Annotated in this window: 32 protein-coding genes and 1 pseudogene; 9 read left to right on the top strand and 24 right to left on the bottom strand. The window is 32.0% G+C overall.

Translation table 11 applies throughout. The annotated features are described in order from the left end of the window. Positions 1-168: 168 nt before the first annotated feature. Together ACKI2W_RS02810 and ACKI2W_RS02805 are read right to left on the bottom strand one after the other, a co-directional pair. A complete protein-coding gene (locus tag ACKI2W_RS02810; protein ID WP_407379018.1) occupies positions 169-402 on the bottom strand; it encodes a hypothetical protein in 234 nt (77 codons plus the stop codon). A gap of 20 nt (positions 403-422) precedes the next feature. Continuing rightward, positions 423-776 carry a hypothetical protein gene (locus tag ACKI2W_RS02805; protein WP_407379016.1) on the bottom strand — a complete coding sequence of 118 codons (354 nt, stop codon included), beginning with the start codon at positions 774-776 and terminating at the stop codon, positions 423-425. Between the two features lie 802 nt (positions 777-1,578). Between ACKI2W_RS02805 and ACKI2W_RS02800 the strand changes: the two genes are divergently transcribed. The 7 genes from ACKI2W_RS02800 to ACKI2W_RS02770 all read left to right on the top strand — a co-directional run bounded on the left by ACKI2W_RS02800 (position 1,579) and on the right by ACKI2W_RS02770 (position 7,871). After that, positions 1,579-2,148 carry a YqhA family protein gene (locus tag ACKI2W_RS02800; protein ID WP_407379022.1) on the top strand — a complete coding sequence of 190 codons (570 nt, stop codon included), beginning with the start codon at positions 1,579-1,581 and terminating at the stop codon, positions 2,146-2,148. 83 nt (positions 2,149-2,231) lie between these two features. Next, on the top strand, positions 2,232-4,691 hold the full coding sequence (locus tag ACKI2W_RS02795) for a calcium-translocating P-type ATPase, PMCA-type (RefSeq protein WP_407379014.1): 2,460 nt from the start codon (positions 2,232-2,234) through the stop codon (positions 4,689-4,691). 13 nt (positions 4,692-4,704) lie between these two features. Beyond that, positions 4,705-5,853 carry a hypothetical protein gene (locus ACKI2W_RS02790; protein ID WP_407379012.1) on the top strand — a complete coding sequence of 383 codons (1,149 nt, stop codon included), beginning with the start codon at positions 4,705-4,707 and terminating at the stop codon, positions 5,851-5,853. Positions 5,854-5,901: 48 nt separating this feature from the next. After that, entirely contained in the window at positions 5,902-6,945 is a 1,044-nt protein-coding gene (locus tag ACKI2W_RS02785; protein ID WP_407379010.1) for a HEAT repeat domain-containing protein, read from the top strand. 156 nt (positions 6,946-7,101) lie between these two features. Further along, entirely contained in the window at positions 7,102-7,377 is a 276-nt protein-coding gene (locus ACKI2W_RS02780) for a hypothetical protein (protein WP_407379008.1), read from the top strand. 100 nt (positions 7,378-7,477) lie between these two features. Further along, positions 7,478-7,627 (top strand): hypothetical protein, encoded by a 150-nt coding sequence (locus ACKI2W_RS02775; protein WP_407379006.1) that lies wholly within the window; start codon positions 7,478-7,480, stop codon positions 7,625-7,627. Between the two features lie 100 nt (positions 7,628-7,727). After that, positions 7,728-7,871, top strand: coding sequence for a hypothetical protein (locus ACKI2W_RS02770; protein ID WP_407379004.1), 144 nt, complete (start codon positions 7,728-7,730; stop codon positions 7,869-7,871). Between the two features lie 85 nt (positions 7,872-7,956). Here the strand turns inward: ACKI2W_RS02770 and ACKI2W_RS02765 are convergent. The 6 genes and pseudogenes from ACKI2W_RS02765 to ACKI2W_RS02740 all read right to left on the bottom strand — a co-directional run. Next, a pseudogene (locus ACKI2W_RS02765) lies at positions 7,957-8,097 on the bottom strand (phosphosulfolactate synthase); the annotation flags it as partial. A 106-nt stretch (positions 8,098-8,203) separates the two neighbouring features. Then, positions 8,204-8,365, bottom strand: a complete 162-nt coding sequence (locus ACKI2W_RS02760; RefSeq protein WP_407379003.1) for a hypothetical protein — start codon at positions 8,363-8,365, stop codon at positions 8,204-8,206. Positions 8,366-8,594: 229 nt separating this feature from the next. Continuing rightward, positions 8,595-8,891: a hypothetical protein gene (locus tag ACKI2W_RS02755; protein WP_407379002.1), complete on the bottom strand. Its 297-nt coding sequence runs from the start codon at positions 8,889-8,891 to the stop codon at positions 8,595-8,597. A 1-nt stretch (position 8,892) separates the two neighbouring features. Then, the gene (locus tag ACKI2W_RS02750) at positions 8,893-9,336 is read right to left on the bottom strand and encodes a hypothetical protein (RefSeq protein WP_407379001.1); all 444 of its coding nucleotides are present in this window, start codon (positions 9,334-9,336) and stop codon (positions 8,893-8,895) included. Between the two features lie 98 nt (positions 9,337-9,434). Continuing rightward, entirely contained in the window at positions 9,435-9,884 is a 450-nt protein-coding gene (locus ACKI2W_RS02745; protein WP_407379000.1) for a DUF6932 family protein, read from the bottom strand. Between the two features lie 294 nt (positions 9,885-10,178). Then, positions 10,179-10,307: a hypothetical protein gene (locus ACKI2W_RS02740; protein WP_407378999.1), complete on the bottom strand. Its 129-nt coding sequence runs from the start codon at positions 10,305-10,307 to the stop codon at positions 10,179-10,181. Positions 10,308-10,497: 190 nt separating this feature from the next. On the opposite strand from ACKI2W_RS02740, the gene ACKI2W_RS02735 reads away from it, so the two are divergent. Further along, the gene (locus ACKI2W_RS02735; protein ID WP_407378998.1) at positions 10,498-10,959 is read left to right on the top strand and encodes a hypothetical protein; all 462 of its coding nucleotides are present in this window, start codon (positions 10,498-10,500) and stop codon (positions 10,957-10,959) included. A 289-nt stretch (positions 10,960-11,248) separates the two neighbouring features. Here the strand turns inward: ACKI2W_RS02735 and ACKI2W_RS02730 are convergent, their stop codons facing one another. Together ACKI2W_RS02730 and hcp are read right to left on the bottom strand one after the other, a co-directional pair. Continuing rightward, complete coding sequence (locus ACKI2W_RS02730; RefSeq protein ID WP_407378997.1) at positions 11,249-11,578, bottom strand: cupin domain-containing protein; 330 nt, start codon at positions 11,576-11,578, stop codon at positions 11,249-11,251. A gap of 5 nt (positions 11,579-11,583) precedes the next feature. After that, positions 11,584-12,888: a hydroxylamine reductase gene (gene hcp / locus ACKI2W_RS02725; RefSeq protein WP_407378996.1), complete on the bottom strand. Its 1,305-nt coding sequence runs from the start codon at positions 12,886-12,888 to the stop codon at positions 11,584-11,586. A 120-nt stretch (positions 12,889-13,008) separates the two neighbouring features. Here hcp and ACKI2W_RS02720 point away from each other — a divergent pair, with 120 nt between their 5' ends. Then, positions 13,009-13,794, top strand: coding sequence for a TrmB family transcriptional regulator (locus ACKI2W_RS02720; RefSeq protein WP_407378995.1), 786 nt, complete (start codon positions 13,009-13,011; stop codon positions 13,792-13,794). 12 nt (positions 13,795-13,806) lie between these two features. Here ACKI2W_RS02720 and ACKI2W_RS02715 read toward each other — a convergent pair whose 3' ends face one another. The 14 genes from ACKI2W_RS02715 to rpsI form a co-directional block, all read right to left on the bottom strand. After that, positions 13,807-16,272 carry a CAP domain-containing protein gene (locus tag ACKI2W_RS02715; protein WP_407378994.1) on the bottom strand — a complete coding sequence of 822 codons (2,466 nt, stop codon included), beginning with the start codon at positions 16,270-16,272 and terminating at the stop codon, positions 13,807-13,809. 753 nt (positions 16,273-17,025) lie between these two features. Then, positions 17,026-17,814 carry an ADP-ribosylglycohydrolase family protein gene (locus ACKI2W_RS02710; RefSeq protein ID WP_407378993.1) on the bottom strand — a complete coding sequence of 263 codons (789 nt, stop codon included), beginning with the start codon at positions 17,812-17,814 and terminating at the stop codon, positions 17,026-17,028. Between the two features lie 66 nt (positions 17,815-17,880). Beyond that, positions 17,881-18,873 carry a short chain isoprenyl diphosphate synthase IdsA gene (idsA, locus tag ACKI2W_RS02705; RefSeq protein ID WP_407378992.1) on the bottom strand — a complete coding sequence of 331 codons (993 nt, stop codon included), beginning with the start codon at positions 18,871-18,873 and terminating at the stop codon, positions 17,881-17,883. A gap of 12 nt (positions 18,874-18,885) precedes the next feature. Continuing rightward, complete coding sequence (locus tag ACKI2W_RS02700) at positions 18,886-20,229, bottom strand: RNase J family beta-CASP ribonuclease (protein ID WP_407378991.1); 1,344 nt, start codon at positions 20,227-20,229, stop codon at positions 18,886-18,888. Positions 20,230-20,235: 6 nt separating this feature from the next. Further along, on the bottom strand, positions 20,236-21,282 hold the full coding sequence (gene fni / locus ACKI2W_RS02695; RefSeq protein ID WP_407378990.1) for a type 2 isopentenyl-diphosphate Delta-isomerase: 1,047 nt from the start codon (positions 21,280-21,282) through the stop codon (positions 20,236-20,238). A 2-nt stretch (positions 21,283-21,284) separates the two neighbouring features. Next, positions 21,285-22,082: an isopentenyl phosphate kinase gene (locus tag ACKI2W_RS02690; RefSeq protein WP_407378989.1), complete on the bottom strand. Its 798-nt coding sequence runs from the start codon at positions 22,080-22,082 to the stop codon at positions 21,285-21,287. A 5-nt stretch (positions 22,083-22,087) separates the two neighbouring features. Then, positions 22,088-23,050 (bottom strand): mevalonate kinase, encoded by a 963-nt coding sequence (mvk, locus tag ACKI2W_RS02685; RefSeq protein WP_407378988.1) that lies wholly within the window; start codon positions 23,048-23,050, stop codon positions 22,088-22,090. A 9-nt stretch (positions 23,051-23,059) separates the two neighbouring features. After that, positions 23,060-23,908, bottom strand: coding sequence for an AmmeMemoRadiSam system protein B (gene amrB / locus ACKI2W_RS02680; protein WP_407378987.1), 849 nt, complete (start codon positions 23,906-23,908; stop codon positions 23,060-23,062). Positions 23,909-23,917: 9 nt separating this feature from the next. Then, the gene (gene rpsB, locus ACKI2W_RS02675) at positions 23,918-24,517 is read right to left on the bottom strand and encodes a 30S ribosomal protein S2 (RefSeq protein WP_407378986.1); all 600 of its coding nucleotides are present in this window, start codon (positions 24,515-24,517) and stop codon (positions 23,918-23,920) included. A gap of 23 nt (positions 24,518-24,540) precedes the next feature. After that, complete coding sequence (locus tag ACKI2W_RS02670) at positions 24,541-24,735, bottom strand: 4Fe-4S binding protein (RefSeq protein ID WP_407378985.1); 195 nt, start codon at positions 24,733-24,735, stop codon at positions 24,541-24,543. 18 nt (positions 24,736-24,753) lie between these two features. Continuing rightward, positions 24,754-25,998 carry a phosphopyruvate hydratase gene (eno, locus tag ACKI2W_RS02665; protein ID WP_407378984.1) on the bottom strand — a complete coding sequence of 415 codons (1,245 nt, stop codon included), beginning with the start codon at positions 25,996-25,998 and terminating at the stop codon, positions 24,754-24,756. A 134-nt stretch (positions 25,999-26,132) separates the two neighbouring features. After that, positions 26,133-26,324 carry a DNA-directed RNA polymerase subunit K gene (locus ACKI2W_RS02660; protein ID WP_407378983.1) on the bottom strand — a complete coding sequence of 64 codons (192 nt, stop codon included), beginning with the start codon at positions 26,322-26,324 and terminating at the stop codon, positions 26,133-26,135. A gap of 70 nt (positions 26,325-26,394) precedes the next feature. Further along, positions 26,395-26,691 (bottom strand): hypothetical protein, encoded by a 297-nt coding sequence (locus tag ACKI2W_RS02655; RefSeq protein WP_407378982.1) that lies wholly within the window; start codon positions 26,689-26,691, stop codon positions 26,395-26,397. 50 nt (positions 26,692-26,741) lie between these two features. Beyond that, positions 26,742-26,840 (bottom strand): 30S ribosomal protein S9 (gene rpsI, locus ACKI2W_RS02650; protein ID WP_407379020.1); only part of this gene is annotated, 99 nt, incomplete at its 5' end.

The raw sequence follows: 26,840 nt of genomic DNA, 5'->3' as shown, positions 1-26,840 counted from the left end.
TCATGAAAATCAGATTTTTTAAAATAATTTTTAATTGTTTCTTCATTAGATATGCAATCTTGTTCAGAATTAAATGGGATACAAAAAATTTTTAAATATTGAGAAGTATTAAGCATTTCATAGGATACTTCTGTTTCCCTAAAACCTCCTTCAGGTTTTATTCTTCTATCAACTTCTAGTTTTTTTTAGTCCCTGTTGCTTATTTATAAATACAGTCATCTTACCAGCATTACTTAAACTACAACTTTCCTCTTTTTTATTCCAATCTTCTTTTTTCCAAGGATCCCAAACTTTCCCTTTAAAATATTCAAAATCCTTTTCATATGCTTTCCAATCACCTCCTACCTTACAAATAATACCCACAACTACTATAAATATTATTAGTACGATAATAAAGTCCATAATTTTTCCTCCAAATTAATTTATTCTTTTGATTTTGTTTCAAGCAAATATACTGAAATTAATGAAAGAATAGCATAAACAATAATTAGTGGTGCTCCTGGCAACTCAGAAAAGGCAACTCCTCTAAAAATGCTTAAGAGCAATACTAATATTACATATACAAACATTAAAATCTTTATTGTATTAGTAATTGGTAAATTCTTAGACAATATTAAAATAACAGGTGGAATGATTAACAATATTGTATAGAGCAATGTTGCTGAACCAAGACCTGAATAAAAACTATTAGAATTAAATCCCATGTAAATAAAACATAGTACTAAACCGATTATTACAAATACAATTCCAATTATTGCTTTTGTTTTGGTATTCATAATTTTCCTCCTAAATTGTTTTAATAAACTTGATAGTTGAGATTTTATCAAAGCATATATATATAGCGGTTCTGTTTTGCGCTCGAAAAAAATTTGAGACCTTTAAATGCATATTCACATTAACACCGACCAGCACATATTCAAAACTTATTTTCTGAAACTCTTAATCTTTAGTTTAGAATGACATCTCAGCAAGATAATATCAATAACAACTCAAATATAACTCCTTATTTTAATTATGCAAGTATCATCTAATATAACCCAAAACATTTAAAAGTTCTTAATTTAGTTAAAATCACCACAATCAGCCTAAATTAAATCAAAAGATATATATATATATATAAGGATAAACCTTTAAATTGAATGATTTAAACTATTTTTAGAGAGCTTAGGAAGTTTAGAATAAAAATTAAACAAATAAAACTAGTTTTCTAAAAGAAATCAGAATTAAAGATAAATTAAGAAAATTTGTTATTTTAGAAAAATATGATTGAATCAAAAAACTAATAGAGGATTTAATGTGGATTATAAAAGTTTTTGGATAATAAATGTGTTAATTGGATTTATTACAGCAATTTTATTGTTGATGAATAGATACAATACAAATTTATGGATAACCACTATTGAAACTATTATAATATTATCCCTACTCATCACAATCCTCCAATTAGTCTTTACAAGAGAGGATTATGAAACACTTAAATATCAAATATTCCGAAATTTCTTTTTGAATTTATGGCAAATAGGTATAAGTTCAATAATTTTAGTAGCATTTATTAACTTCTTTTTTGGAGGGATTTAAATATCAAAAGAAGAAATTAGAGATTTAATAGAAGATTATACAGAAAGATTTCTTTATGCAAGCCGTTGGATTTTATCTCCGATTTATCTAATCTTAATAGTTGTTTTAATATTAATTTTATTCAAATTTATAATTAATACAATTGAATTTATCACAATAATGACAACTTTAAGTTATAATGAATGGATTATACAAGTTTTAGAACTATTAGACCTTTCATTGCTTGCTAATTTAGTTTTAATTGTTGCATTTTCAGGTTATGAAAATTTTGTTTCTAAAATTGATATTGCAGAAGATCATGTTGATCGTCCATCTTGGATGGGTCGTTTAGACTTTTCAGGACTTAAACTTAAAATTATTGGTTCAATAGTGGCTATTTCTCTTGTTGAATTATTACAAGATTTTTTAAATGTATCTCCGGGAATGGATTTTAATGTTGAATTTTGGAGAATTGCCCTTCATTTAACATTCGTATTCACTGGGTTAGTATTTGCATTAATGGAAATATTTGCTGAAAAAAGACATGTAATACACGATGAATCAATAAATACTGAAGAAAGCACTGATTAAAAAAATAAATTTTTAATATGCTAAGAAATTGATTTTAGAAAGGAATTAACCCATATTTAAAAAAGGGATTTATACAGAATACGGTGAGAAAAATGGAAGATATTCTATCAAAATACCAAACCTCACAGAAGGGATTATCCCAATCAGAAGTCAGGAAAAGACAGGGAAAATATGGTAGAAATGAGCTTGAAGAAAAAAAACCAACACCCCCTATTGTATTATTTCTAACACAATTTATCGATGCATTGATAGCTCTTTTATTAATAGCTGCAGTTGCAGCATTTGCAATTGGGGATGTGATTGATGCAATAGTTATTCTAATAGCTGTTTTATTAAATGCAATATTCGGATTCATTCAAGAATACCGATCACAAAAAGCCGTTGAAACCCTTAAAAATCTAATGACCAATACAGCAGTCGTTAAAAGAGATAATGAAATTTCAAAAATTGATGCTATTGGATTAACAATAGGAGATATCGTTATTCTAGATGAAGGAGATAAAATTCCTGCAGACCTGATTTTGATAGAATCAAAAAATCTTTCTGTTGACGAATCACAATTAACGGGAGAATCAGAAGCAGTTTCCAAAAAAAGTAAAGATGAACTTTATATGGACTCCAATATAACTTCAGGTAATGGTATCGGTATTGTAAGCAAAATAGGAATGGAGACCAGTATCGGAAAAATTGCCGAACTTGTTCAAGAAGAAAGTGAAGAAACACCGTTAGCTAAAAGAGTAGGCAAGCTTGGAAAAATATTGTCTTTAATAGCGATTATAGTTTGTATATTTGTTTTTATAATAGAATTTTTCAGAGGAGTTCCACTTGTTGAAACTTTCATGACGGCAGTGTCATTAGCTGTAGCTGCAATACCTGAAGGATTGCCTGCAGTATTAACATTAACATTAGCATTAGGCATGCAAGAAATGGCAAAATCAGATGCAATTGTTAAAAGATTACTTTCTGTTGAAACTCTTGGGTCATGTACTGTAATCTGCAGTGATAAAACAGGAACATTAACAGAAAATAAAATGACGGTTAAAAAATCTCATTTTACCAATAAAGATAAGACATTACTTATTGGAAGTTTATGTAATAATTCTACAATTAAAAATGGTGAAATTATAGGTAATCAGACAGATGGGGCTATCTTAAAATTCTGTGAAGATAATTATTATGTTAAAAAAGAACTGGAAAAAGAATACCTTCGTGTTGATGAAATACCTTTGGATAGCAATCGTAAAATGATGACAACTCTGCATAGACTAAACGATGAAAACACAATTGTTTTTTCAAAAGGTGCTCCCGAAGTAATTATAGATAGATGTAAACATATTGATAACAATGGAAGTATTGAAATAATTACTTCTGAAATAAAGGAAACCCTTATGAAAAATATTGGTGAAATGACTGATAATGCATTAAGAGTGATTGCCTTTGCATATAAAACTGAAGATATAGAAAATCCGGAGGAAAATTTAATATTTACGGGTTTAGTTGGACTTTTCGATTCACCTAAAAAGAATACAAAAAAAGCCATTGCCGATTGTATCGGGGCAGGTATTGAAGTAAAAATGATTACAGGCGATCATGCAAAAACAGCTGAAGCAATAGCTCGAGACATAGGAATTTTAACAACAGGCAAAGTAATTACTGGAAAAGAATTAGACGCATTAAGTGACGAAGAATACTTTGAAATTGCAGATGATATCCAAGTGTATGCAAGAGTTAAACCAATTCAAAAAATGAGAATTGTTGAAACATTGAAAAAGAAAGGAAATATAGTTGCAATGACTGGTGATGGAGTTAATGATGCTCCTGCTTTAAAAAATGCATCAATTGGTGTTGCAATGGGTAATGGTACAGATGTTGCAAAAGAATCTGCGGACATGATTCTGCAGGACAATGATTTTTCAACAATCGTGAAAGCTATTGAAGAAGGTAGGAAAATTTATGACAACATTAAAAGATTCGTTAAATTCCAAGTTTCAACAAACGTGGGTGCAATAATGAGCATTGTTGGTGCATCAATTTTATCACTTCCAATTCCATTCAACCCCGTTCAGCTATTATGGATTAATATCGTTATGGATGGACCTCCTGCACAAACATTGGGAATAGAAGGGGCTGAAAAAGATGTCATGCAAAGAAATCCTGAAACGGGAGACATATTAAATAGAAACATATTAATAAAAATATTAATTTCAGGTCTTGTAATGGCAATTGGAACTATAAGCGTGTTTGCGTACTATATTTACACAAATATAGGTACTAAAAAATCAATGACCGTTGCATTTACATTATTTGTAATGTATCAGTTATTTAATGCATATAATGGAAAAGCCAACTCCGATAAATCCAGCAAATACCTTTTAATGGGAATATTGCTATCATTAGTTTTACAAATTTTAATTATTTATCTTCCACAACTTCAAATAATTTTTAGAACAACAGGAATAACAATTTTTGATTGGATTATAATCATTATTGTTGCATTTACGATTATCCTTGCTGATAAAATAATGAACAGAATAATAAAATAAACCGGTGATTTAAATGGGATTTTTAAATAAAATATTTGGTGAAAAAAGTCCAGAAGAAAAAGAAAACAAAAGAAAAGACAAATTTATAAAGAATGAAACTAAGATAAATGGAATTATTAATGAATTTAAACCTGAAATTACTAAAAGCCCACACAAAGTATTATTTAGATCAGGTTTAAAAGAAAACATTAAATTAGCAAAAACAAAAGAAGAATATGTAATTTGTGCTAATCAATTTAAAGAATGGTTTGATATATCATTAAAGTTCTTTAAAATGGACTTAAGTCTAAGACAAGCCACTTGGGGAGTATCTCAAGAAAAAATGGGAGCTATAAATTGGAATCCTTTTTCTGAAACTTTTAATCAAGGTTTTAAAGCATTAGCTATTGCAGAACAATATGATGAAATTGTAGCATATAACAATAAATATTATACTGAGTTTTTACCATTACTCGCAAAAATTACAATTATAGTAAAACCTCAAGTTAGAGGAAATGACCATGTAAACATGGATATTGGTACACTCAATACAATAATAAGTCTTTTTACAGCATTTTCATTATACAAATTAGGTAATTTTAAAGATTCTCTTGAAATATTCAGCGCAAACCCTAATTTTGATTTGAAATTTGAAAATGATGAAGACGATTATGAAAGAGAAGTATTTAAAGAATATAATAATGAAATAGTGCCTAGAGATTTTATTAAACGTATGAAACAAGGACCTATGATTAAATGTCCAAATTGTGGTAAAGAGATAAATGAAAGAGCAATAAGATGCAAATATTGCAAAACTACTCTTAAATCTAGTGATGATACAAAAGTTGAAGAGTCCAATATGGATGCAGAAGCAGCTGCAAAAGAGATTATGGATTTAAGAAATGAAATGGAAAATTTAAAAGATAATCAAGAATTATTAAGAGATATTGCCTTTAATGATAAAGATATTGAGAGAAGAGCAACTGCAATAATATTCATTGATAATGAAAAAACATTGCTTGAAATTATCAATAATGAAAATGAAAATGAAAATGTTCGGGGAATGGCAGTAACTAATGAAAATATTAGTAATGAAACTTTAGAGGACATTATAAAAAATAATAAGAGTCAACATTTAAGAGAAATGGCTAAAGCTTCAAAAGATTTGCGGATGGAAAAATAAGTTACATGAAATCTTAGTTATGAATATATCAGAATAATGGTGATTCGAATGGGATTATTCGATAAACTTAAAAAATCAAAATGGAAAGATGAAAATCCTCAAGTGAGAATGCAAGGTATTAATGAACTTGCACAAGATGTAAAGCATATGAAAAAAAATCAGGAGATTTTGAGGGATATTTTAAAAAATGATCCTGATAGTAATGTTAGAATATTAGCTATTCAAAAAATAAATAGCGATGCAGCAATAAAAGATGCTGCTTTATATGATTCTGATTGGAAAGTTAGGAAAGCGGCTGTTGAGAATCTTAAGATATTCCTTGACAATACTATCATATATGTCCCAGATAATCATTATGAAGTTAATAAAACACTTATTAATTTCTTAGAGAATATTTCTAAAAATGATTCCAATAGTGAAGTACGTGAAGCAGCGAACAGATTAGTTAATGACCCAAAATATAATAAAAATGCACTTAATGAATTACATAAAAATGAACCTAAAGAAATTAATTATACTGTTGTTGATGTTTCTCGCAATACTGAAAGAACAATTGTTTTAAATCAAAACGAGAAATTTGAATATGTTTACCATCCAAAATCTGTTGAAGACATATTGGATTGTTGTTTTGGTGGGGATATAATAACTATTACTTATTACAATAAAACAGGCCCAAGACAAGATAATCTTATCGTAGATTACAATATTTTAGATAAACATGTAGCCAATATAAATAAAATTCCAATAAATGGAACTGATTTTGATAGAATAATCTCATATGAAAATATAGATTCTCAAAATTTTGCAAGAAATGCATTTGGTCTATCTAAAGAAGAATTATATGAAAATACTGTGTTAAAAAAAGTTTTACAACATTATTTGTTAACTGACAAATTTTTCATTGTCAAAAAAGGTGATGAAATTGAAGTTAGATCCATGGAACTAAATAATGTTATAGATACCTTGAAAGTAGAAAGAACACCCTCTCTTTTCTTAGCAAAGTTGAATTATGAAATTAAAGACATAGAATTTGTATGTAGAAAAATTAATCAACTCCCTATGTCTGAAAATATGACAATTTATCGAGAATAATTTTAATGAAAATTAATGAGAGCATATTATGAAATTACTAATATCAAAAGATGAAATTAAGGGATTTAATGAAAAAAATAAAGTTCCATATAAATTAACTGAAATCCAACGAAATGAACAAAAAATAAATATTTAAAACATTTTGGAATTGAATTATTGAGAAGAGATAAAGATTATGATGCTTCAATAGTTGGATGTAACAGTTATGGTGAAATACAGGATTACAATAATATTTTTGCAGATTTGAAGTTTTTAGCAATTTTATATGCTAGTGCAATATTTGGAATAATCCTTTTAATTGGGATTGTAACAAATTTAAGTTCAACCGGATTTTTAAAAATAATTGTAATATTATTGGGATTAGGGATATTGGCCGCATTGGGATATGCGGTTTTAGGTTTTATTAGAAACATCAGTTCTTCGAGATATTAAATTTAAATTAGTTTCTATAATTTATATTGCTCCAATAATCCTTTATATCCTTTATTTTACATTATTTTAATGAAATCTGTGATAAATTAGAGGTGAGATTATGGTAGAAAGTGCTGAAGTATACATCACTAAAATAAAACAATATTCTTCAATGGGTCAAATGAGTTTTGCTGAAGCATTATGTCGGGAAGCTATACGGTTTTATCCTGAAAAAGAAAATCAATTTATAGCTGCTTTAAATTCTAAATAAATTATGATAAAGAACATTCAGATATTTAAAATGATTTAAGAAGGTAGATATTTTGTTAATAATTGGAATTATAGTATTTATACTAGGCATTTCAATACTATTGTCAATGTATATAACTGAAGGTGCATTGAATCTTGGTATTGTTGGAGATGAAACAAATAGATGTACTAATTGTGGACATGAATTCAAAGGAAAATTAACACATTGTCCCAAATGTGCTGTGAAGTTATTTTACAATAAGTAACAGATTCAACCTCATTAAATTTTAAATTTTTAGATTAAAGCTATATTTTATGTTTTGTATATTACACTATAAAACATTCGTTTCAAACATAATCAACATATTCGCCTGAAATGTCCATTAGGCTTTCAGCTGTTTCAAGACCTAAACCCTTATCCAGAACCATGGTAATTCCCTGGCTTCTGGGCTTGTCTTCTCTTTTTGGTAATAATAAATCAAATGCTTTCAAATTATCACATCATATTTTTAATTTACTAATAAATTATTATATAATATATTATTAATAACTTTCATTAAAATATTAAATTGAAATATTTTATTTTTAGTTATCTTAACTAAAAAACATAAAACAATAAAATTGTAATAATAATGCTAAAAACAAACAATAAAATTGCTAAATTCTTAACACTAATTTTTTCAGTAAAATCATCACCTTTATATATTAAAATAATACCAATAATATAACAAACTGACAATATTATTCCCTTAACTTTCATCAAAATACCCCAATTATTCACCATAAGGCGTAATGAATCTGAAATGAACTAATAAAAACAACAGATAAGATAAAAATGCAATTAATAGCATCTTCTTTTTAAGTTCATCTGGCATATTAATAATTTTTAAATAAGATAATAATAAAATTCCTAATGAAACAACAAAAAATATAAGATAACTATTAGCATGACTATATACAATTTCATTTATTAAATTCATTTTTTCACCTTAAAGAACATTTTTATAAATAAGTGAAAGTAAAAAAGGTAAAATACAAATAATAACAAATATTTTCACATATTTATTTTTTAATATTATTTCTAACTTTAATTTCAACTCATCATCATTATTAGCCAAATGAAAATATAAAAAAATAACCATAGATAAAGCTATGAGTGGTGCAGGATTTTTAATAATAAATGATATCAAACATTGAATCAAAAAAATTGGAAGTGAAATTTTCCAAAATTTTTTTAATAAATTTTTTTCAATTTCTTTTTTATCCTCATCAAATATTGTAGTCATATCATTCACCATTAGTATTAATATTATAAAAATAATTTATTATCTGACTAATTGATGGGTGAAATATATATGTACCCTCAATCCAATCAATACCAATTTTCGTAAAAATTAAAAGAGGATTATTAGTACTATATGCATAATCTAAAACTTTTTTAAGTGCATCATTACGTTCATAAGCTAAAGCAATCTTATTTAGATAATTATATCTATAAATTAACTCAAATAACTTCTCAGGATATTTAGTAATAATTTGAGTATTTTTAACTGTAGATTCTTTAAAAATTATTTTTCCAGACATGAATCCAAATTTTATAGAACTAGATGGTATTGAAGTTACAACATCAAATACAAACCATCCCCCTCTTTCAAAATTCCATCCTTTATTTAAATCATCCGCATAATATGTTAACATTCCACCAAAAGCAACTAAAGCAATACCTCCCAAAATAACCCAACCCACAGGATTAGAAGCAAAAATTACACTAATCCCAACAGTAATAGCAATAGTACCAACAATACCTAATGCATCATTATTTGACCAATCTAAAAATTCATTAATGCTTTCAAATGCTCCGTTTTGTATATTACACTATAAAACATTCGTTTCAAACCTAAACCACCATTTACCTGTTTTTTTAAATACAAATACTCTTGTTTAATAATTTCATTGTACTTTAATTCATTTATTAAATAATTAAATTCAAAATCATTTAAGCGTTCTGAATCTATAATAATCACTAAATCAACATCACAAGGATTATTTTTATTTTCTACAAAACTTCCATCAATTAATATAGATACACCCGATTTAACATTACGAATTAAATCATTATAAAATCTTAAAAAACACTCAAAACGACTTTTTCGTGAATCTGAATCAGGAAAATTCTTCACAAAATGTTCTTCAATTTCATCTAAAGATACTTCATAACATGCATAAGGTAAATTACCATATTCATCAAAATCGGGTATTCCACTAACAGTTTCTATCAATTCTCCTCACCCACAACATAATCATCAAATGATATTATATTAAATTTTATACTAATATAAATTGAATATATTGTCTTATGATGTAAAGATTTATATATTTAAAAAAATAGGTTTAGTGGTAGAGAGCATTTGACAAGTAAAAAAATATAATTAAAACAAGTAATTTATCTTTGACTAATCAAGTCACAAAATTCTTCATAAGTAATCTCACCAGAATAATAACGTTCTAATAATTCATCAGAACGAGAATGATCAAAATTAATTTCCCATTTTAAAGGAATTTTATTAACATCATTATTGGACATCTTTCCGAATCCTCCAAAATTCCATATATTTATTTAATACATCATCCTTTAAATAATTATCCCATAGAGCCTCTGCTGCAAATAAATCATCTTTAAATTTAAGGTTTCTTTCAGCCATATTATGTTTTGTATATTACACTATAAAACATTCGTTTCAAACTTTTTACTCTCTTTGAAATGAAATGTGGGTTAAAAAAAAGAATAATAAATTTCATTTTTTACATAATAGTCAGGTTCGATTCCTGAAACCCACTTCCAAAAAAAAATGAATTGTGTAAAAAAAAAACAAATAGATTGTGGAATTTTATATGGCAACTGAAGTTCTAGATAAGCAATTCCAACTCTACGCACGTCCTCAAATCTATCCAGATACCACAAAAAGTTATGCTCTCAATGAGGACGGCTCATTAACAATAGAAGGAATCGCTTCAACAACCAATAAAGACCTTCAAGATGACATAGTAACTCCGTCTGCAATTGAATCAATGAAAAGACAATTGCGTGCAGGATTGAACTTGCATGGTGATCATTGGTATGGATTGTTCGATGGTGTCATTGGAGCAATCACTGAGGTAGTAGATACTGATCCTTATTCTTTAAGGATTAAAGCAAAAATCTTACCTAAATATGCTAATGACATCAAAGACATGTTAGACATTGGAGTTAAACTTGGATTGTCGTTTTGTATATTACACTATAAAACATTCGTTTCAAACACTGAAAAATTTTTCTTATTTTTCCTATTTAAACATCTATCTGTTCTCCTTTAAAAATATTTATAGGGACATCATTTTTCACATGGATTTTATAGGTAGGTTTCCCTGAAATCAATATTAACTGACACATGTTTGAAGTCATTTTCAATTAATTTGAGGGACATCATTTTTTCACTTAAATTTAGCCCACATTTCCCCATAAACCAAGTAAAATCCATCCATCACATTAATGTAATTTAGAGATTTTTAGTTGGACACACAATTTCATTTAGAACAAGAAAACGCAAAATAACCAAAAAAATAAGAAGAAATCTTTAAAAAAAAAGAAAAATATAAAATGAACTTAATCAGATTTTATCATCGTCAAGATCATTTTATAAGGCATATTAACTGCCTGAAGTGCGTGAGGCTCATTGGCTGGCATAATTATGATTTCGCCTTTTTTGACAGTGTTTTTAACACCTGAAATAGTGATTTCAGCTTCACCATCAATGATTTGAACCATTGCATCGAAAGGTGCGGAATGTTCAGATAATCCCTGTCCTTTGTCAAATGCAAAGAAGGTAACTGTTCCTAACTCTTTTTTAATTACTTCACGACTTACGACAGTATCGTCCTGGTACTCAACTAAATTTTCAATAGCTAACGCTTTTGCTTTTATATTATCACTCATTTACCTCATCCCATGATTGTTTTGATATCCACTAAAGCATTACCGGATGTTGGGGTGAGATTGTAGTTTTCAACTAAAACATTGATGATATCTTCGTTACACCATGCAGGGAGGATCGGACCAATCCACATGTCAGTTTTTCCAAGGTAGAGTAAAGCCCATAAAACTGCAGCTGCTTTTTGTTCCATCCAGCTTAATACGATTGTTAATGGTAATTCGTTTAATTCCATTTCGAATAAGTCGCATAAAGCTAATGCTACATCCACTGCAACGATTGTATCATTACATTGACCAACATCCAATAATCTAGGGATTCCTTCGATATCTCCTAAATCTAAGTCATTGAATTTGTATTTTCCACAAGCTAATGTTAAGATAACAGTGTCTTCAGGTAAGTTTTGTACGAATTCTCTGTAGTAGTTGTTGTGTTTTGCTGCTTTGTCACATCCTCCAACAACAAAGAATCTGGAGATTTTACCGTCTAAGACTAATTCTTTAATTTTTTCTGCATGTTCGACAATAGCTCCTGCACTCCAGCCGGTGGTTATGGTAGTTAATTCTTCAGGTTCTAAAGATCCTAATGATTTAGCGCATTCGATTACTTCTGAGTAGTCATAACCTTCAATGGTTTTTACTCCTTCCAATTTAGCTACGTCCATTGTGAACATTCTTTCTTTGTATGAGTCTAATGCAGGAAGTACACAGTTACTTGTTGCGACAATAGCTGCATTGTATTTAGCGAAGATTGTTCTTTGATCGTGCCATGCTCCACCTAACTGTCCTGCCAAGTTTTCGTATTTGTTTAATCCAGGGTATCCGTGAGCAGGCAACATTTCGGAGTGAGTGTATACCTTAATGTCGGTTCCTTCAACCTGTTTTAGTAATTCTTCCAATGCTTTTAGGTCGTGACCGGTTACGATAATAGCTGGTCCTTCCTGTGCACCTACTTTTACTTCAACAGGTTGTGGTTCACCATATGCTTCGATGTGTGCGTCTTTGAGTAATCTCATTACGTCAACACTGGTTTTACCTGCTTCTAAAGCTAAAGCAACTAAGTCTTCAACATCGAAGTTCACATTGGTTAATGTAGTGTATAAACCTTTGGTCAGGAATGCATCTATTTCAGGATTGTATTTTCCTAAGACATTTGCATTGTAGTTGTATGCACTGATTCCTTTCATGGTGAATACTAAATTATCTTGTAATCTTGCTACAGTCGGTTTTTTACCACAAACTCCACTTACAGTACATCCTGTACCTTTAGCGGTTTGGGAACATTGATAACAAAACATGTCTAATCCATCTGCCATAATTATTACCTCTAATAATTTATAATAATAGTTTTAATATGAAAAGTATTTAAAGATTTTGTCACTTTTATAGGGTGAAAAGTAACAAATATAAATATTATGATAAAAATATCATAAAACATGAATGATGATGTACATTTATTGAAAGGTTTAGGACTGACAATGTATGAGGCTCAGGCATATGTAACGCTCACATCATTAATCTCAGCAACAGCAGTAGAAGTATCAGAAAAATCAAACATTCCTAGAAGCAAAATATATGATGTGCTCAAAAGCCTGAACAAAAAAAATTTTATAGAAATCGAAGACGGAAGACCACTGATTTATACCGTAAAATCACCTGTTGAAGTACTTTCAAGAGAAAAGGAAAAAATAAACAGACAGATTGAAGATTCGATTACCAGATTAACAAATACCTATGAAAATGGTATAAGTCAGGTACAGGCGCCTATCTGGAGAATTTATGGCGTTGAAAAAATCATCAACAAGGAACTGGAAATAATTAAAAGAGCAAAAAATTCAATAAACATGAGAATAGGATTTCTTTTTGAAAACGAAGCGGAAATGCTTTTAAATGAATTTGAAAAAAGAAATGACCTTAATGTGAAAATATTGGCTTCACCAGAATGCTACATAAACAATGAAAAATTTGAGATAGTCAAGTTCTTTAAGGAAAACGGAATTGATGTTTACAGAGCAGACATTCCATTCGTAAAGCTGGTAATCTCCGATTCCAAAGAAATGTTTCATACATACACTAAATTTTCAGAGGACAAAAGAAACGTGATTCCAACGACCGCCATAGGAATATGGAACCAATATGAAGACATTGCCAGAAATTATGATGAGAGATTTGAAAATCAGCTGAGAAAAATCCAAACGAAACAAAAAAAGAAAAATAGTTGAGAATAGTTAATCTCAACCCAAAATCGTGACTCTGTTTGAAATGGCAGCGCCGTTTTCATACATTGATGTGATGATGTATTCGCCAGGTATTAGGTTAATGTTTAAACGGGCTATTCCATTAACATCCGTCGTTCTGTTGTAGAAAACTCCATTGATATTGAATGTTATTATTTGGTCCGCAAACGGATTGCCCTGACCGTCCAGCAGCAGGGTTTCAAATTTAGATCCGTCCTTATAGCGCATATTCAAGTCACCAGCTCCAATTATTGGTTTTACAGTGATGCTGTTTGATGCCATCAAACCTTTATAATTGGCTGTGATGATATAAGTGCCAGGATTTAGGTTAATGTTCATTTTAACGTGCCCAGTTGCATTGCTTGTTCTGTTGTAGAAAACACCGTTAATGTTGAATTCAACCCTTTCGCCTGCTCCGACAGGATTTCCCGCATCATCCAGAAGCCTAATAACATACTGAGAAGCATTTTTATAATATTTGGTTAGATTATTGTTTTCAACAATATTCGGCAATACCCTAACAATATTTGAATGCCTTTCAGTTGAATTGGGATTTGTAGCCGTTATAATATATTCTCCAGGATTTAAATTGATATTCATCTTTGCAACACCGCTGGCATTGGTTGTTCTTATGTAGAAAACACCATTGATGTTGAACTCAACAGGAGTGTTTTTCAATATATTTCCCTTAGTGTCTACAAATTGCGCATAATATTGTGTTCCATTCCTATATATTTTAGTAACATCCCTTCCGGAAATTGTCGGCTTGACAGTGACTGTAGAGAAAACCTTAATGCCATTATATTCGCAAGTAATGTTGTATACGCCACTGTTCAAGTTAATTGCCATTGAAGCAACACCCTTATCATTGGTGGTTCTTGAATATCTTCTTCCATTAATATCAAAAGTTACACCGCAATTTGAGAATAATTTAAGGTCATTATCATATAAACGAGCAACTAACCTCTCATCACCCCCAAAATACTTCGTGACATTTGCCACGTCAAAATAGAATTGATATTCCTCACTTGTGAAATTGGAGTCGCTGATGGAACTTGACGAATTATGATTTTTATCTCCACCATATAGAACTCCAAAAGAATAATTGCCTACATCCAAATCAGATAATTTGAGTGAAGCTTGAGAATCCTGAATGCTACTTGAGTAATTTTTTCCATTGACTGTGAAAATCATTTCTCCACTTGAAATTGATGGTGTTATCGAAGCAATCAGATTAACACTATTGTGAGAAAGTCTTTGCCACTGAAAAGAATCAATTTTAGTTGGAATTTTATTTATGGTAACTTTTGCTTTTGTATATACCTCATAATTAAAACTAATTTCCATGTCATAAACACCAGCATCCAATTCATTTAAGTGAAAACGTGCAATTCCTTCATCATTAGTTGATAAAAACATAGCCATAGTACCATTAACATCCACACGTATAAGTTCACCGGATAATGGAATACTATTATTAGTTAAAGTTACATTAAGCACTGTATCACCATAAACCCCAATGACATCAGGCGCCCTAAGGTAAATAGATATAATATTAATTTTAGAAGTGGCTGCAAAATCTCCATAAGTAACGACAGCCTTATGAACACCAATACTCAAATTTAAATCCACAAAAGCCTTGCCTTCATTATTTGTAGTCCTAGTATAATTAATGCCGTTAATATTGATTTTAACCTCAGCATTGCTAATTGGAGAAGTAGAATTAGTTAAAGTAATCTCCAATTTTTTTTCAGAATCATCATAAGCCTTAATCACATCAGGAACGTCCAAATTTACTGATGAATAAAGAGGTTGAACATCAAATTGAGTATAATTATCGCTTATTCCATAGGCCTGTGCCCAAAACATCGCTCCGTCTTCAGTCCGGTATCCTGCAATTCCAACACAGTTAGCATATATGTCTAGCATCATACGCCTATGTCCCTGATATTCAAAAGGAAGATAAGTCTCTTTCCACCCTTCAGTAACATCCTCACAAGTCATATAAAATCGCGCTAGACATTCACCCCTAGCCCAAATAGTGTTAGGAAATGCAGTACTTATATCAGAACCGTCAGGACGAAGATGTTCAAAAAGCTCAGATGCTTCTTTTGCCCTGATTTTTGCGGTCTCTTCAAGCTCGGCATTTCTTATTAACGGATAGAGCTGATTAGTGTCAACAGTGTTGAAATAGGCTTTTGACGTGTCATCACTCAGCCAGTACCATGCACCTTTCTCAGCCCTAAATTCATTTAAAAGATCATAAGCTTCGGATGCATCAATAAATTCACCACCATCATTAGTTAAATTACCATTATCATTTTCCTGAACAGATATTGGATTTTCATCAATATTTGAATTGCTATCATCTGCTAAAACGTCCGTATCATTTAAATCTGATGCTGAAACAAAACCTACAGATAGCATGAAAATGAATAATATCAGAAATATCTTTTTTATCATAATTTCACCACAGTTATATACAAAAAATGTACTTTATAGATAAAATTCTGTTGAAAGGCATATATACAATATTCCAATCAATGCAAAAATTTTAAGAAAAAATGAAAAATAATGAAATGGTAAATACACAATTTAACAAGCCACAAAAATAGAAAAAAGAAGACATCTCTTGGAATATGAAAATTTCTCGTTAAATTATGAGACAAATTCAAAAAGACAAGAAAGAGAAGTCAAAAGCCCCAAAAAACAAAACACTCACGAAAAATTAAAGGTGAAAAAAAGGCTTTTGACTAGGATTAATCCACAATATTAATTTATATTTAATAATATATAAATTAAGCAGTAATCAGTGAAGTAAATATTGCTTTGACAAGGTAAAAATGAATTAAACTAAAAATAACCTGCATACAACAATATTCTAAAAAGAAAGTTGAAAAGTTACCTCCTCAAGTAAATATTGCTCTAAGGAGGTTATATTGTCTGAAACAAAACAACAAGCCTTAAATATATCATATGACCAAGTATAATATGGCAATAAAAATTATTGCCACATATAACTTCAGTAAATACAAAAATCAAAAATCTTTAAGTAATGCTTTGCTATAAAATCATCATGTCGAATAACAATTTAGTACAAACACAAAAATTATTCTTTAACTTGTATCCTCCCCTATAAAGCATTACTTTCTGTGATGATACACTCCATTAAAATATAAAACAAGTTAAAGAAACATGGGGCTTTTGAAGCCCCATCTATTTTTCATATTTTTCCACAAATTGAAGATATACCTCCAATAAATTATTATCAAGGCGTTCCAACGTTCTTTCGGAAATTTCAGAAGGAACATCCCAGTATGCTGATGCAATTCCTCCCGCAATGGCTGCCTGAGTGTCTGCATCACCACCCAATGATACAGCATTTCTGATTGTGTCCTCAAAGTCTCGAGCTTCCAAAAAACAGATTATTGATTCGGGAACTGAACCTTTGCATGAAACATCAAATTTATAATCAGGCCTGATGTCATCAACACTACGGCTCAAATCATAATGATAATTGCTTTCAACATGTTCCTTTATTTCTTCCTTGCTTGCGCCAGTTCTTGCCAGATATACCGCATCGCAAGTCGCCAATGCACCTTTAATTCCTTCAGGATGATCATGTGTTATGACAGCAGACATTTCGGCCAGCTGTTGAGCTTCATCCAATGACCCAGCAACCCAAGCGCACGGACTTACCCTCATTGCAGAACCGTTAGCCCAGCTTCCATATGATTCGGGGCTGTCCTGATTCAGCCATCTTCTAAACATTCCGCCATATCCTGCATTCGGATATTTTAAACCGAATTTCTTAACTTCCGAGATTAAAACATCCAAAGAAGATTTATCCTTAACTAACCATGATGCAATAGCTAATGTCATTACAGTATCATCGGTGAATGTAGAGTATTCATTGAACAATCCGAAATCCTTTCTTTTAATTGGACGAAATTCCCTACTGGAACCGATTACATCTCCAGAAATAGTACCTATTATACCCTTCATATTAATAATGTTGTAACAACAGGAATATAAACATATTGTGAAAAAAATAGGAAAAAAATAGAAAGACTATGATTGTCTTTCCAATACAAAATCAGCAATGTCAGCAAGTACTTGTTTACTTGAAGAGTCAGGCAATATTTCAAGTACTTCTTTAGCTTGGCCTACAGAATCTAGTGCAAGATTTCTAGCATATTCAATTGCACCACATTTTGTTAAAATTTCAATAGCTAAATCTATATCATCTTGTGAATTATTGTCATCTTTTAAGATTTCCAATAATTTTTCAGCATCTTCACCTGCAGATGCAAGACCGTTGATTGCAATGATGGTCATCTTACCTTTGCCGATGTCAGAACCGATAGGTTTACCTAAAGTTTCCTCATCGCTTGCAATGTCAAGATAGTCATCCTGAATCTGGAAAGCAAGACCAATGAGTCTTCCATATTCATACATTGCATCAATCACTTCATCAGAGGCTCCGCCCATAATTGCTCCAACTTTAGTGGCAGCAGCAATTAATGCGCCGGTCTTTTTGAAAATCATTTCCATGTATTCGTCTTCAGTTACATCAAAACGGTCTTCAAATCCCATGTCCAAAGCCTGACCTTCACAGATTTTTACACATGCATCGGCAACGGTGGCCAAAGCATTGTTGATTTGAGCAGGAGAAGTTAATTCCTGATTTGAATTAATGATAATTTCAAATGCTTTTGAAAATAATGTATCTCCAGCCAAAATAGCCACATCATCGCCCCAAACTTTATGAACAGAAGGCATTCCTCTTCTCATGTCATCCTGATCCATGATATCATCATGAATTAAAGAAAATGTATGGATGAGTTCAATAGCTGAACCTGCTTTGAGTGCATTTTCCTTTTGACCTCCTACAGCTTCAGCAGTTATTAAACTTAAAGCCGGCCTAAGCATTTTTCCTCCAGCTTTAGTTAAATAAATTGAAGCTTCTTGAAGATTATCCGGAGTAATAACTCCCAATTCTTCTTCAATTGTTTTAATGATATCGGGTGAATAACTACCCAATACTTCTTTTACATCGCTCATAATATCAGCTCTCTAACTTCTAAAAACTTGTGCTTGTGAATTTCTTAAAATATGAACATCATAACCTATTCTGTAACCTTCCTCTTCTGCAAGCTCACCATAAGCGGCCAACATTGACAGGTCTCCGTGTGCTGGAATAATGTGCTGCGGTTTTAGCATGCGTAGGAATTCTCTGTGGTCTTCCCTTCCGGCATGTCCTGAAACGTGAGCATTCGGATAAATTCTAGCACCTTTGGATTGTAATCTCCTTTCCATAATGTGCCTATTGGCAGCATTTGTCGGATTAGGAATAATCGGTGCGGAAATAATTACATTATCCCCCGGCTTGATATTGAACGGAGTTCTCCCACTGGCTATTCTAGGTAAAAGTGCATCAGGTTCGCCCTGGTGACCTGTAGTTACAAGCAGGTATTTGTCACGGGCTTCATCAGCTTCCATCAAAGCTCTGTTTACTGCTTTAGGACTTCCGTAAATACTTGCATTTTTAGGTAATTTTAAAATACCGTGCTTTTGAGCAATACCGCAGAAACGTTCCATTGACCTGCCCAAGAAAAATATTTCCCTATGGGACTTTTTGGCAATGTCCGCTATTGCCTGAACCCTTTCAACATGGGATGAGAATGTAGTTACTATCATACCTGTTTTTTCATAAAGAGGTCCTCTCATAACATCTTCCAGAATATTGCGGGCAATACGCTCTGAATGTGTCTTAACCTCATCATAATTTTTGGCATTAGTAGTTTCTACAATTAAAACAAGCACTCCTTTCCTACCTAATTCCTTTAATCTCCTATAATCAGGTGGCGGAGAAACTTTCTGGTGATTATCAAATTTAAAATCTAATGCATAAACAATAATACCCTCAGGAGTATGCAATACTGGAAATACCGCTTGAGGTATACTGTGAGTTGATTGAACGAATTCCAATGTAATATCCTTAGAAAGTCTGATTTTTCCTCCCGGGTTTAAGACTTTAATAGGATTTTTTACTTTGAATTTGCGTTCTCCCTTAATTTGTTTTTCAATTAATGCCGCAGTATAAGGTGTTCCGATTAATGGAGCATCATATCTGTGAGCTAACTTAGCTACAGCTCCAATGTGGTCCAAGTGACCGTGAGAAAAAACAATACCTTTTACTTTCCCATCGACATCCTTCATTAGAGTATCATCAGGAATAACTCCCCTTTCAATCAAATCAAGGCTATGCATTCTATCAATATCCGTATCTTCATGCATACTTATTCTGTCAAGATGAATACCCATATCAAAAATAATAACATCTTCGCCGATCTTGACAGCAGTCATGTTTTTACCGACTTCCTGATATCCTCCTATTGCGATTACTTCAACGCTCATTTGTTTCTATCTCCTTGAATAATTCTTTATGTTGATTCCTCTATCATTTAGCCATTGCCTTGTTTTTCCACGTATAACTAATTTTGATTGTTTTAATTCCTCAATGTTATTTGCTCCAACCAAAAACATGGCTATTCTTAAAGAATCATTGAATCTATTAATGAACTGATCTAAATCCTCTTGTGAAACTGATTTTTTTAAAAATGGTAATGCCATACCTACACTGTCTGCTCCAAGGGCAATGGCTTTAGCCGCTTCAAGACCTGAACGTATTCCTCCGGATGAAATGACCGGCACATCAACGCTATTTACAACTTCGGCAGTTGAAATAGCTGTAGGAATTCCCCAATCCCAGAACATTTCACCATAATATCTGTCCTGTGAACGGTATGTTTCAACAGCAGCCCAACTTGTTCCGCCGGCACCTTCAACATCAATGAAACTAATTCCAGCATCAACCAACTGTTTTGCGGTTTCTGCAGAAATGCCGCAGCCCGTTTCTTTTGCCATGACCGGAATATCAACCAAATCCGTAATTTTAGAAATTAGTTCAAGATATCCTCTCGCATCCAAATCACCCTCAGGCTGTATTGATTCCTGAAGAGGATTTAGATGAATGGCAAGTATATCAGCATCTAAAATTTCTACGGCCTTATTGGCCAAATTCAATTGAGGTGCACCAATGTTACCTACCAATAAACAGTCAGGAGCATTGTCACGAACAACTGAATATGTGTCTTCCAATTCAGGATGTTCGCAGGCTGCCCTTTGAGAGCCAACGCCTAAAGCAATATTATTATTCTCAGCAGCAATAGCTAATTGTTTATTAATATCCTTTGCAGCAGGATGGCCCCCTGTGATAGCTGTTATAAATAAAGGAGAGTCCAATTTTTTACCAAAAACAGATGTGGATAAATCAATTTCATTTTTGTTAACTTCAGGAAGTGCATTATGAATTAATTCAATATCTTCAAAACCTGTTGTTTTATCCTTAAATTCAACATCATAATTTTTACAAATTAATAAATGCTCTAATTTTCTATCTGAAATCATGTTTAACTCCTTGAAATAACAGTTCCCTTAACATCTTCATTCTCTAAAACTTTATAAATATTATTTTCAATTTCAGCATTTATTATCTTAGATTCAATTCCTAAATCAGCTAAATATAAGAGTTCTTTTATTTTTCCAACCATGCCTCCGGTAACGTCGACATTGGTTGTTCCTTCCAAAGTATCCAAATCCTCGATGGATGAGAATTTTTCATAAAAAACCGCATCATCATGTGTTTTAGGATTCTTATTATAGACACCATCAACATCAGTGCCCAGAATAACCTTTTGTGGATTTAAATTGCCTGCCAGGTATTGGATAAGCTGATCTCCGGAAATAACACAAAACTCCAAATCACTATCCAGTACAACATCACCATAAATGACCGGTATGAATCCTTTTGATAAGTAATTTTTGAAAATATCCAAATTTCCTTCAGTAATTCTTTTGGAACTGGCTTTTATGAATGAAGATGCAGGAATTGCAATAACAGGCAAACCCTGAGCGATAAACTCTTCACAAATCAGCATGTTTAATTTCTTAACCGCATTTTGAATCTCACAAAAACCAATTCTTTTTTGAGGATATTCCTCTTTATCAAAACTCTGACCAATCTTATATTTTTTAGCAGGAGGGTGGCCAAAAGAGCCTGCACCATGAACAATAATCAATTCTTTCGGGGAATTGTCCAGTGAACTTTTTATTTCAAGGGCAATTCTTTTTAAACTCTCGGAATCAACTTCACTTTCAGGCGCATCCTTATTCGTTAAGATGCTGCCACCAATTTTTAAAATAATCATGAAAATCACATACGTACTCTGGAAGAAACTCCACGTTTAGTAAAATTAACTTTTAAAACATTATCTTCTCTTGAAATACCTTCAGCAACTTCTTTTGATTTGCCAGGACAAAGTGCAATGATACTTCCTCCTCCGCCGGCACCGGTGATTTTGGAACCGATTGCTCCACATTCACGAGCAGTATAAACCATACGGGATAATTCTGGAGTATTTACACCCAAAACATCCAAAAATCCATGATTAATATTCATCAATTCACCAATCTTTTTATAATCCCTTTTCAAGATGGCCTGTTTTCCATAATTGGTCAGGTTACCCATTGATGTGATGACAGGATTGATAATTTTTGGATTTCTGTTCTTGAGATACCTTACATCCTTAACCATCTTACCGGTATTGCCGTGCTTATTTGTATAACCAACGACAAAAGGAACATTCAAGTTAATTTTAAAGGGTTCAAAAACCTTATTTCTTGACAAATAAACCAATCCACCATAAGTTGAAACTAAAGTGTCCAATGGAGAAGCAACTCCCTGAACTGCCTGTTCAACCATATGTGCATCATGGGAAAGGGATTTTTTATCAAAACGAATATTGTGATACCTGTATAATGCTGCAAGTGTAGCAACAGTTACAGCCGCTGAGGAACCTAATCCTGAACCTATTGGTATTTCAGAAGATAAAGTCATTACTATCGGACTATGATCATGAACTCTATGAAAAGCTTCTAAAATATATCTAATAATACCGGGTTTTCCTTTTTTTAATTTATAAGATTTGTTTCTGGTGTCTAGCTCAACTTCAAAATTCAAATCATAAGATTTTAAAATTGATTTGTTGTTATAAGAGGGTTTGATTTCAACATACGCCCTTTTATTGACTGCGCCGGCGATAGCAGGTTCGCCGTAAACAACTGAATGTTCACCGAATAAAATCATTTTTGCCGGAGCAGAAGCCATAGCCTTCATATTTGACACCTATCTAAAAATACCTGAAGCATAACCTACAACAGAACTTAAATCCCCAGTAACATCCCCACTTGTTTTATATTCTAAAATTTCGCAATTATGTTTGTCGCACATTTTAGAAAGCGCAATAGTGGTCATGACAGGACCATAACCACACATAGTTATATTGTATTGAATGACTTCCTCATATAACTTGAATTCATTCATGTATTTAATATCTTCAAGAACAAAACCATCAACGGTATTTGCCTTTTCTTGATTGTTAAAATGAGATAAATCTGTGCTTGCAATAACGCAATAAGACTTATTTAACTTTTCAGCAGCATCAAAGATTGCTTTTGCAAGATCACTTGAAGCTGAAAAAGATTGGGAACCCATGACAATAGGAACTATGCTAAAATCATTGGAAAAATACTGTAAAAACGGCAATTGCACTTCAATACTATGTTCAAACAGATGAGCATCAAAATCGCTTGAAGCCACATCAGAACAGGAAATAATTGAATTCGCAAATTCCTCATCGATTTTAACATTACCTAAAGGCGTGATCCATTCCCCTTCATTATAAACTGAAACCTCACTACCATAACCCGTGTGATTTGGACTCAATATAATAAAAACTTCAGGAAAACCATTTTGAACTATCTGGCAATAGCTATGAGAAGCTACTGAACCAGAATATTGATAACCTGCATGGGGAACCATGATATTAATAGGATAATCCTTTCCTTCAAACGTGTTCAATTCTGGAATATGTCCAACTCCAAAATCATTCAAAAAACAATTTTCTATTGTTTCAGTTAATTTTTGAGGATTATCCGGATAAAATGATCCGGCCACTGCAGGTTTTCTAATCATTTAATTCACTTAAAATTTAAGTTCGAAATCAGTTGCTTCGATATCTAAGTCTCCATCTTCTGGAATTTCGCCTCTTTCTCTTAAGATTTGTCTTGCAAGTAACCAGTAAACTAAAGCGATAGCTTTTCTACCTTTGTTGTTAACAGGCACTGCAATATCAACAAAACTGAGTAAGTTTTCAGTATCACATAATGCAATAACAGGAATACCGTTTTGTTTTGATTCAAGAATTGCCTGTGCATCTGATCTTGGGTCAGTTACAACAATAATTTTAGGTTCGATGAATTTAGCGTAATTTGGGTTTGTTAAAGTTCCAGGGATGAATCTTCCAGGAATGGTTTTTGCACCAGTGATTTCACCGAATTTTTTAACAGGAGCTTGACCGTATTGTCTGGTTGCTACTACTAAAATATCATCAGGGTCGTATTTTGCTAATAATTTTGCAATTTGTCTGATTCTTTCATCGGTTTTTTGAATGTCTAATACGTATAAACCGTCAGATCTTACTCTGAATATGTATTTTTCCATATCGCTTGTTTTTTGTTGGGTTCCGATATGTAAACCAGCTGCTAAATAACTGTCTAATTCAATTAATAATTCATTTGTCATAATAAATTCTCCTTTTTGTTTATTTAAAAGTCATCTTCAATTTTAATACATTCTTCAGGACATACATCCATACATACTTCACAATAACTGCACTCATCAGGGTCAACGATGGCAATTTTATCTCCTTCGAGAACTAAAACTTCCATAGGACAAACATCAGCACATTCAGCACAGTCATCTCCTCTACATTTTGAATAATCTAAAGTTATTTTTGACATTTATAACTCTCCCTATTTTTAAAATTGACCCATTTTCGGATTTGTAAGTTCCTCTTCAATGCGAATTAACTCGTTTAACTTAGCTATTCTTTCCCCACCTATAGCGCCGGTCTTGATTAAAGGCGCTGAGAAACCGACAGCCAGATGAGCAATGGTTTCATCAGTAGTTTCACCAGACCTATGGGATACTACAGGTACGATATTATTTTCCTTAGCTAATTTAACAGTTGCATAAGTTTCGGATAATGAACCTATCTGATTCGGTTTGATGATGATTGCATTGGCCGCATTCATTTCAATACCTTTCAACAGCAACTCTTTATTTGTTACAAATAAATCATCACCACAAACAAGACATTTATCCCCAACTTTAGAAGTTAACTGAGCAAATCCCTCGAAATCAGATTCATCGAATGGATCTTCTACATAAAACATATTGTAAGTATCAATAATGTCTTTTACGAACTCAATTTGTTCACCAGTATCTCTTTGGATACCATCTTGAGCATAGACATATTTCTGTTTTTCTGAATCCCACAATTCAGAAGCAGCCATGTCCAAAGCAGGCCTAATCTCGATTCCTAATTCATCACCAACTTCTTCACATGCTTTAGCTTGAATTTCAAGTGCATTGTCATTAGTGATATTAGGTACCCATCCTCCTTCATCTCCTTTTCCACCAGTGAAATTAGAGTCCTTGGATTGGATTAGTCCCTTTAGTTTTTTGTGGACTGAAGCATTTGCAAAAATTGCCTCAACAATATTTTGAGCCCCAGTTGGAACAACTAAAAATTCCTGAATGTCCGGTGCATTTATGCCTGCATGAGCCCCACCATTCATCATATTTCCAAGAGGGTATGGCAATTCATTAACCCAGTTTCCTCCAAGATATTTATATAATGACATGTTACATGATGCCGCAGCAGCTTTAACAACAGCCATAGAAACAGCTACTGTAGTATTACCACCCATAGCTGACAAATTCTCAGTTCCGTCCACTTCTCTTAATACTTCATCGATAGTAGTAATGTCATTCGCATCCATACCGATAAGCTCGGAAGCAAGAACATCTTCCACTTCACTTACGATAACATCCACACCACCTTCTGGAAATGAGACCACTTCTCTTGAACCGGTACTCGCTCCGCTAGGTGCAGCAGCTCTGCCAAAACCATTCCAGGTAGTTACATCCACCTCTACAGTCGGGTTACCTCTGCTGTCCAGAATTTTACGAACTTGGACATTTTCTATTACACTATCCAAAAAAAACACCTCAGTGTCAGTTGATTTGTTACCATAAAACCTATAATCCTTAAAAAGAGTAAGTTTCTTTATAGAGTTATTATGGTATTTTTTATTTTTTTTAAATAAATTTAATTAGAATAAATAGAAATAGACTATTTATTCAAATCTTCATTTTTTATAATATCTAATGGTAAAACTCCTTCTTCAAGTTCTTTATAAGCAATATCAATAGGATCTAAGGAATCACCAAGTTCCACTTTAGGTTTTGCACCCATGGAAATTTGAATTGCCCTAGCACCTAATATTCTAGCTTTTTCAAACCTTGTTAAATCTTCCATTTTCATGAATATTACTTCCGTTTAACGTTTTATTTTACCTAGATTTATTTATACTAAAACTATCCCTACAACTTGTTTATTCCCATGTCTCAACATGAGAAATTAACATTCTTCTACAGCAGTATCGGGTTAAACCTAAATCATCCAAAATGTCTTTTGAATCTTCTTTAGAATAGTTACCGCGTAATCCTAAATCGGAGAGAACTTTGTTAGCATCTTCATGATTGATAGTCAATTGGTTCATAAACTCCTGAGTTAAATTACGGTCCTCTAACTCTTCGAATAATTGTTTACCGCCAATCTTCCTAATCTGATACTGATCAAAGTGGGCAGATATAGGTTTTCCACAACTTAAACATCTTATAGGAATCATTTAAATCATCTTTTATAAATTTTAATAAAATATAAAAGTACAGAATGAAATTATCTGTAACTTTTTTGTTTACGTGCTCTTGCTCCAGGACCACCGTATTTTTTAGGTTCTGAACGTCTTGGGTCACCTACTAACATAGTTCTGTCGTA

Source organism: Methanobrevibacter sp. (assembly GCF_045603845.1).
Lineage (GTDB): Archaea > Methanobacteriota > Methanobacteria > Methanobacteriales > Methanobacteriaceae > Methanocatella.
This window is presented reverse-complemented; position numbering and strand designations above follow the sequence as displayed.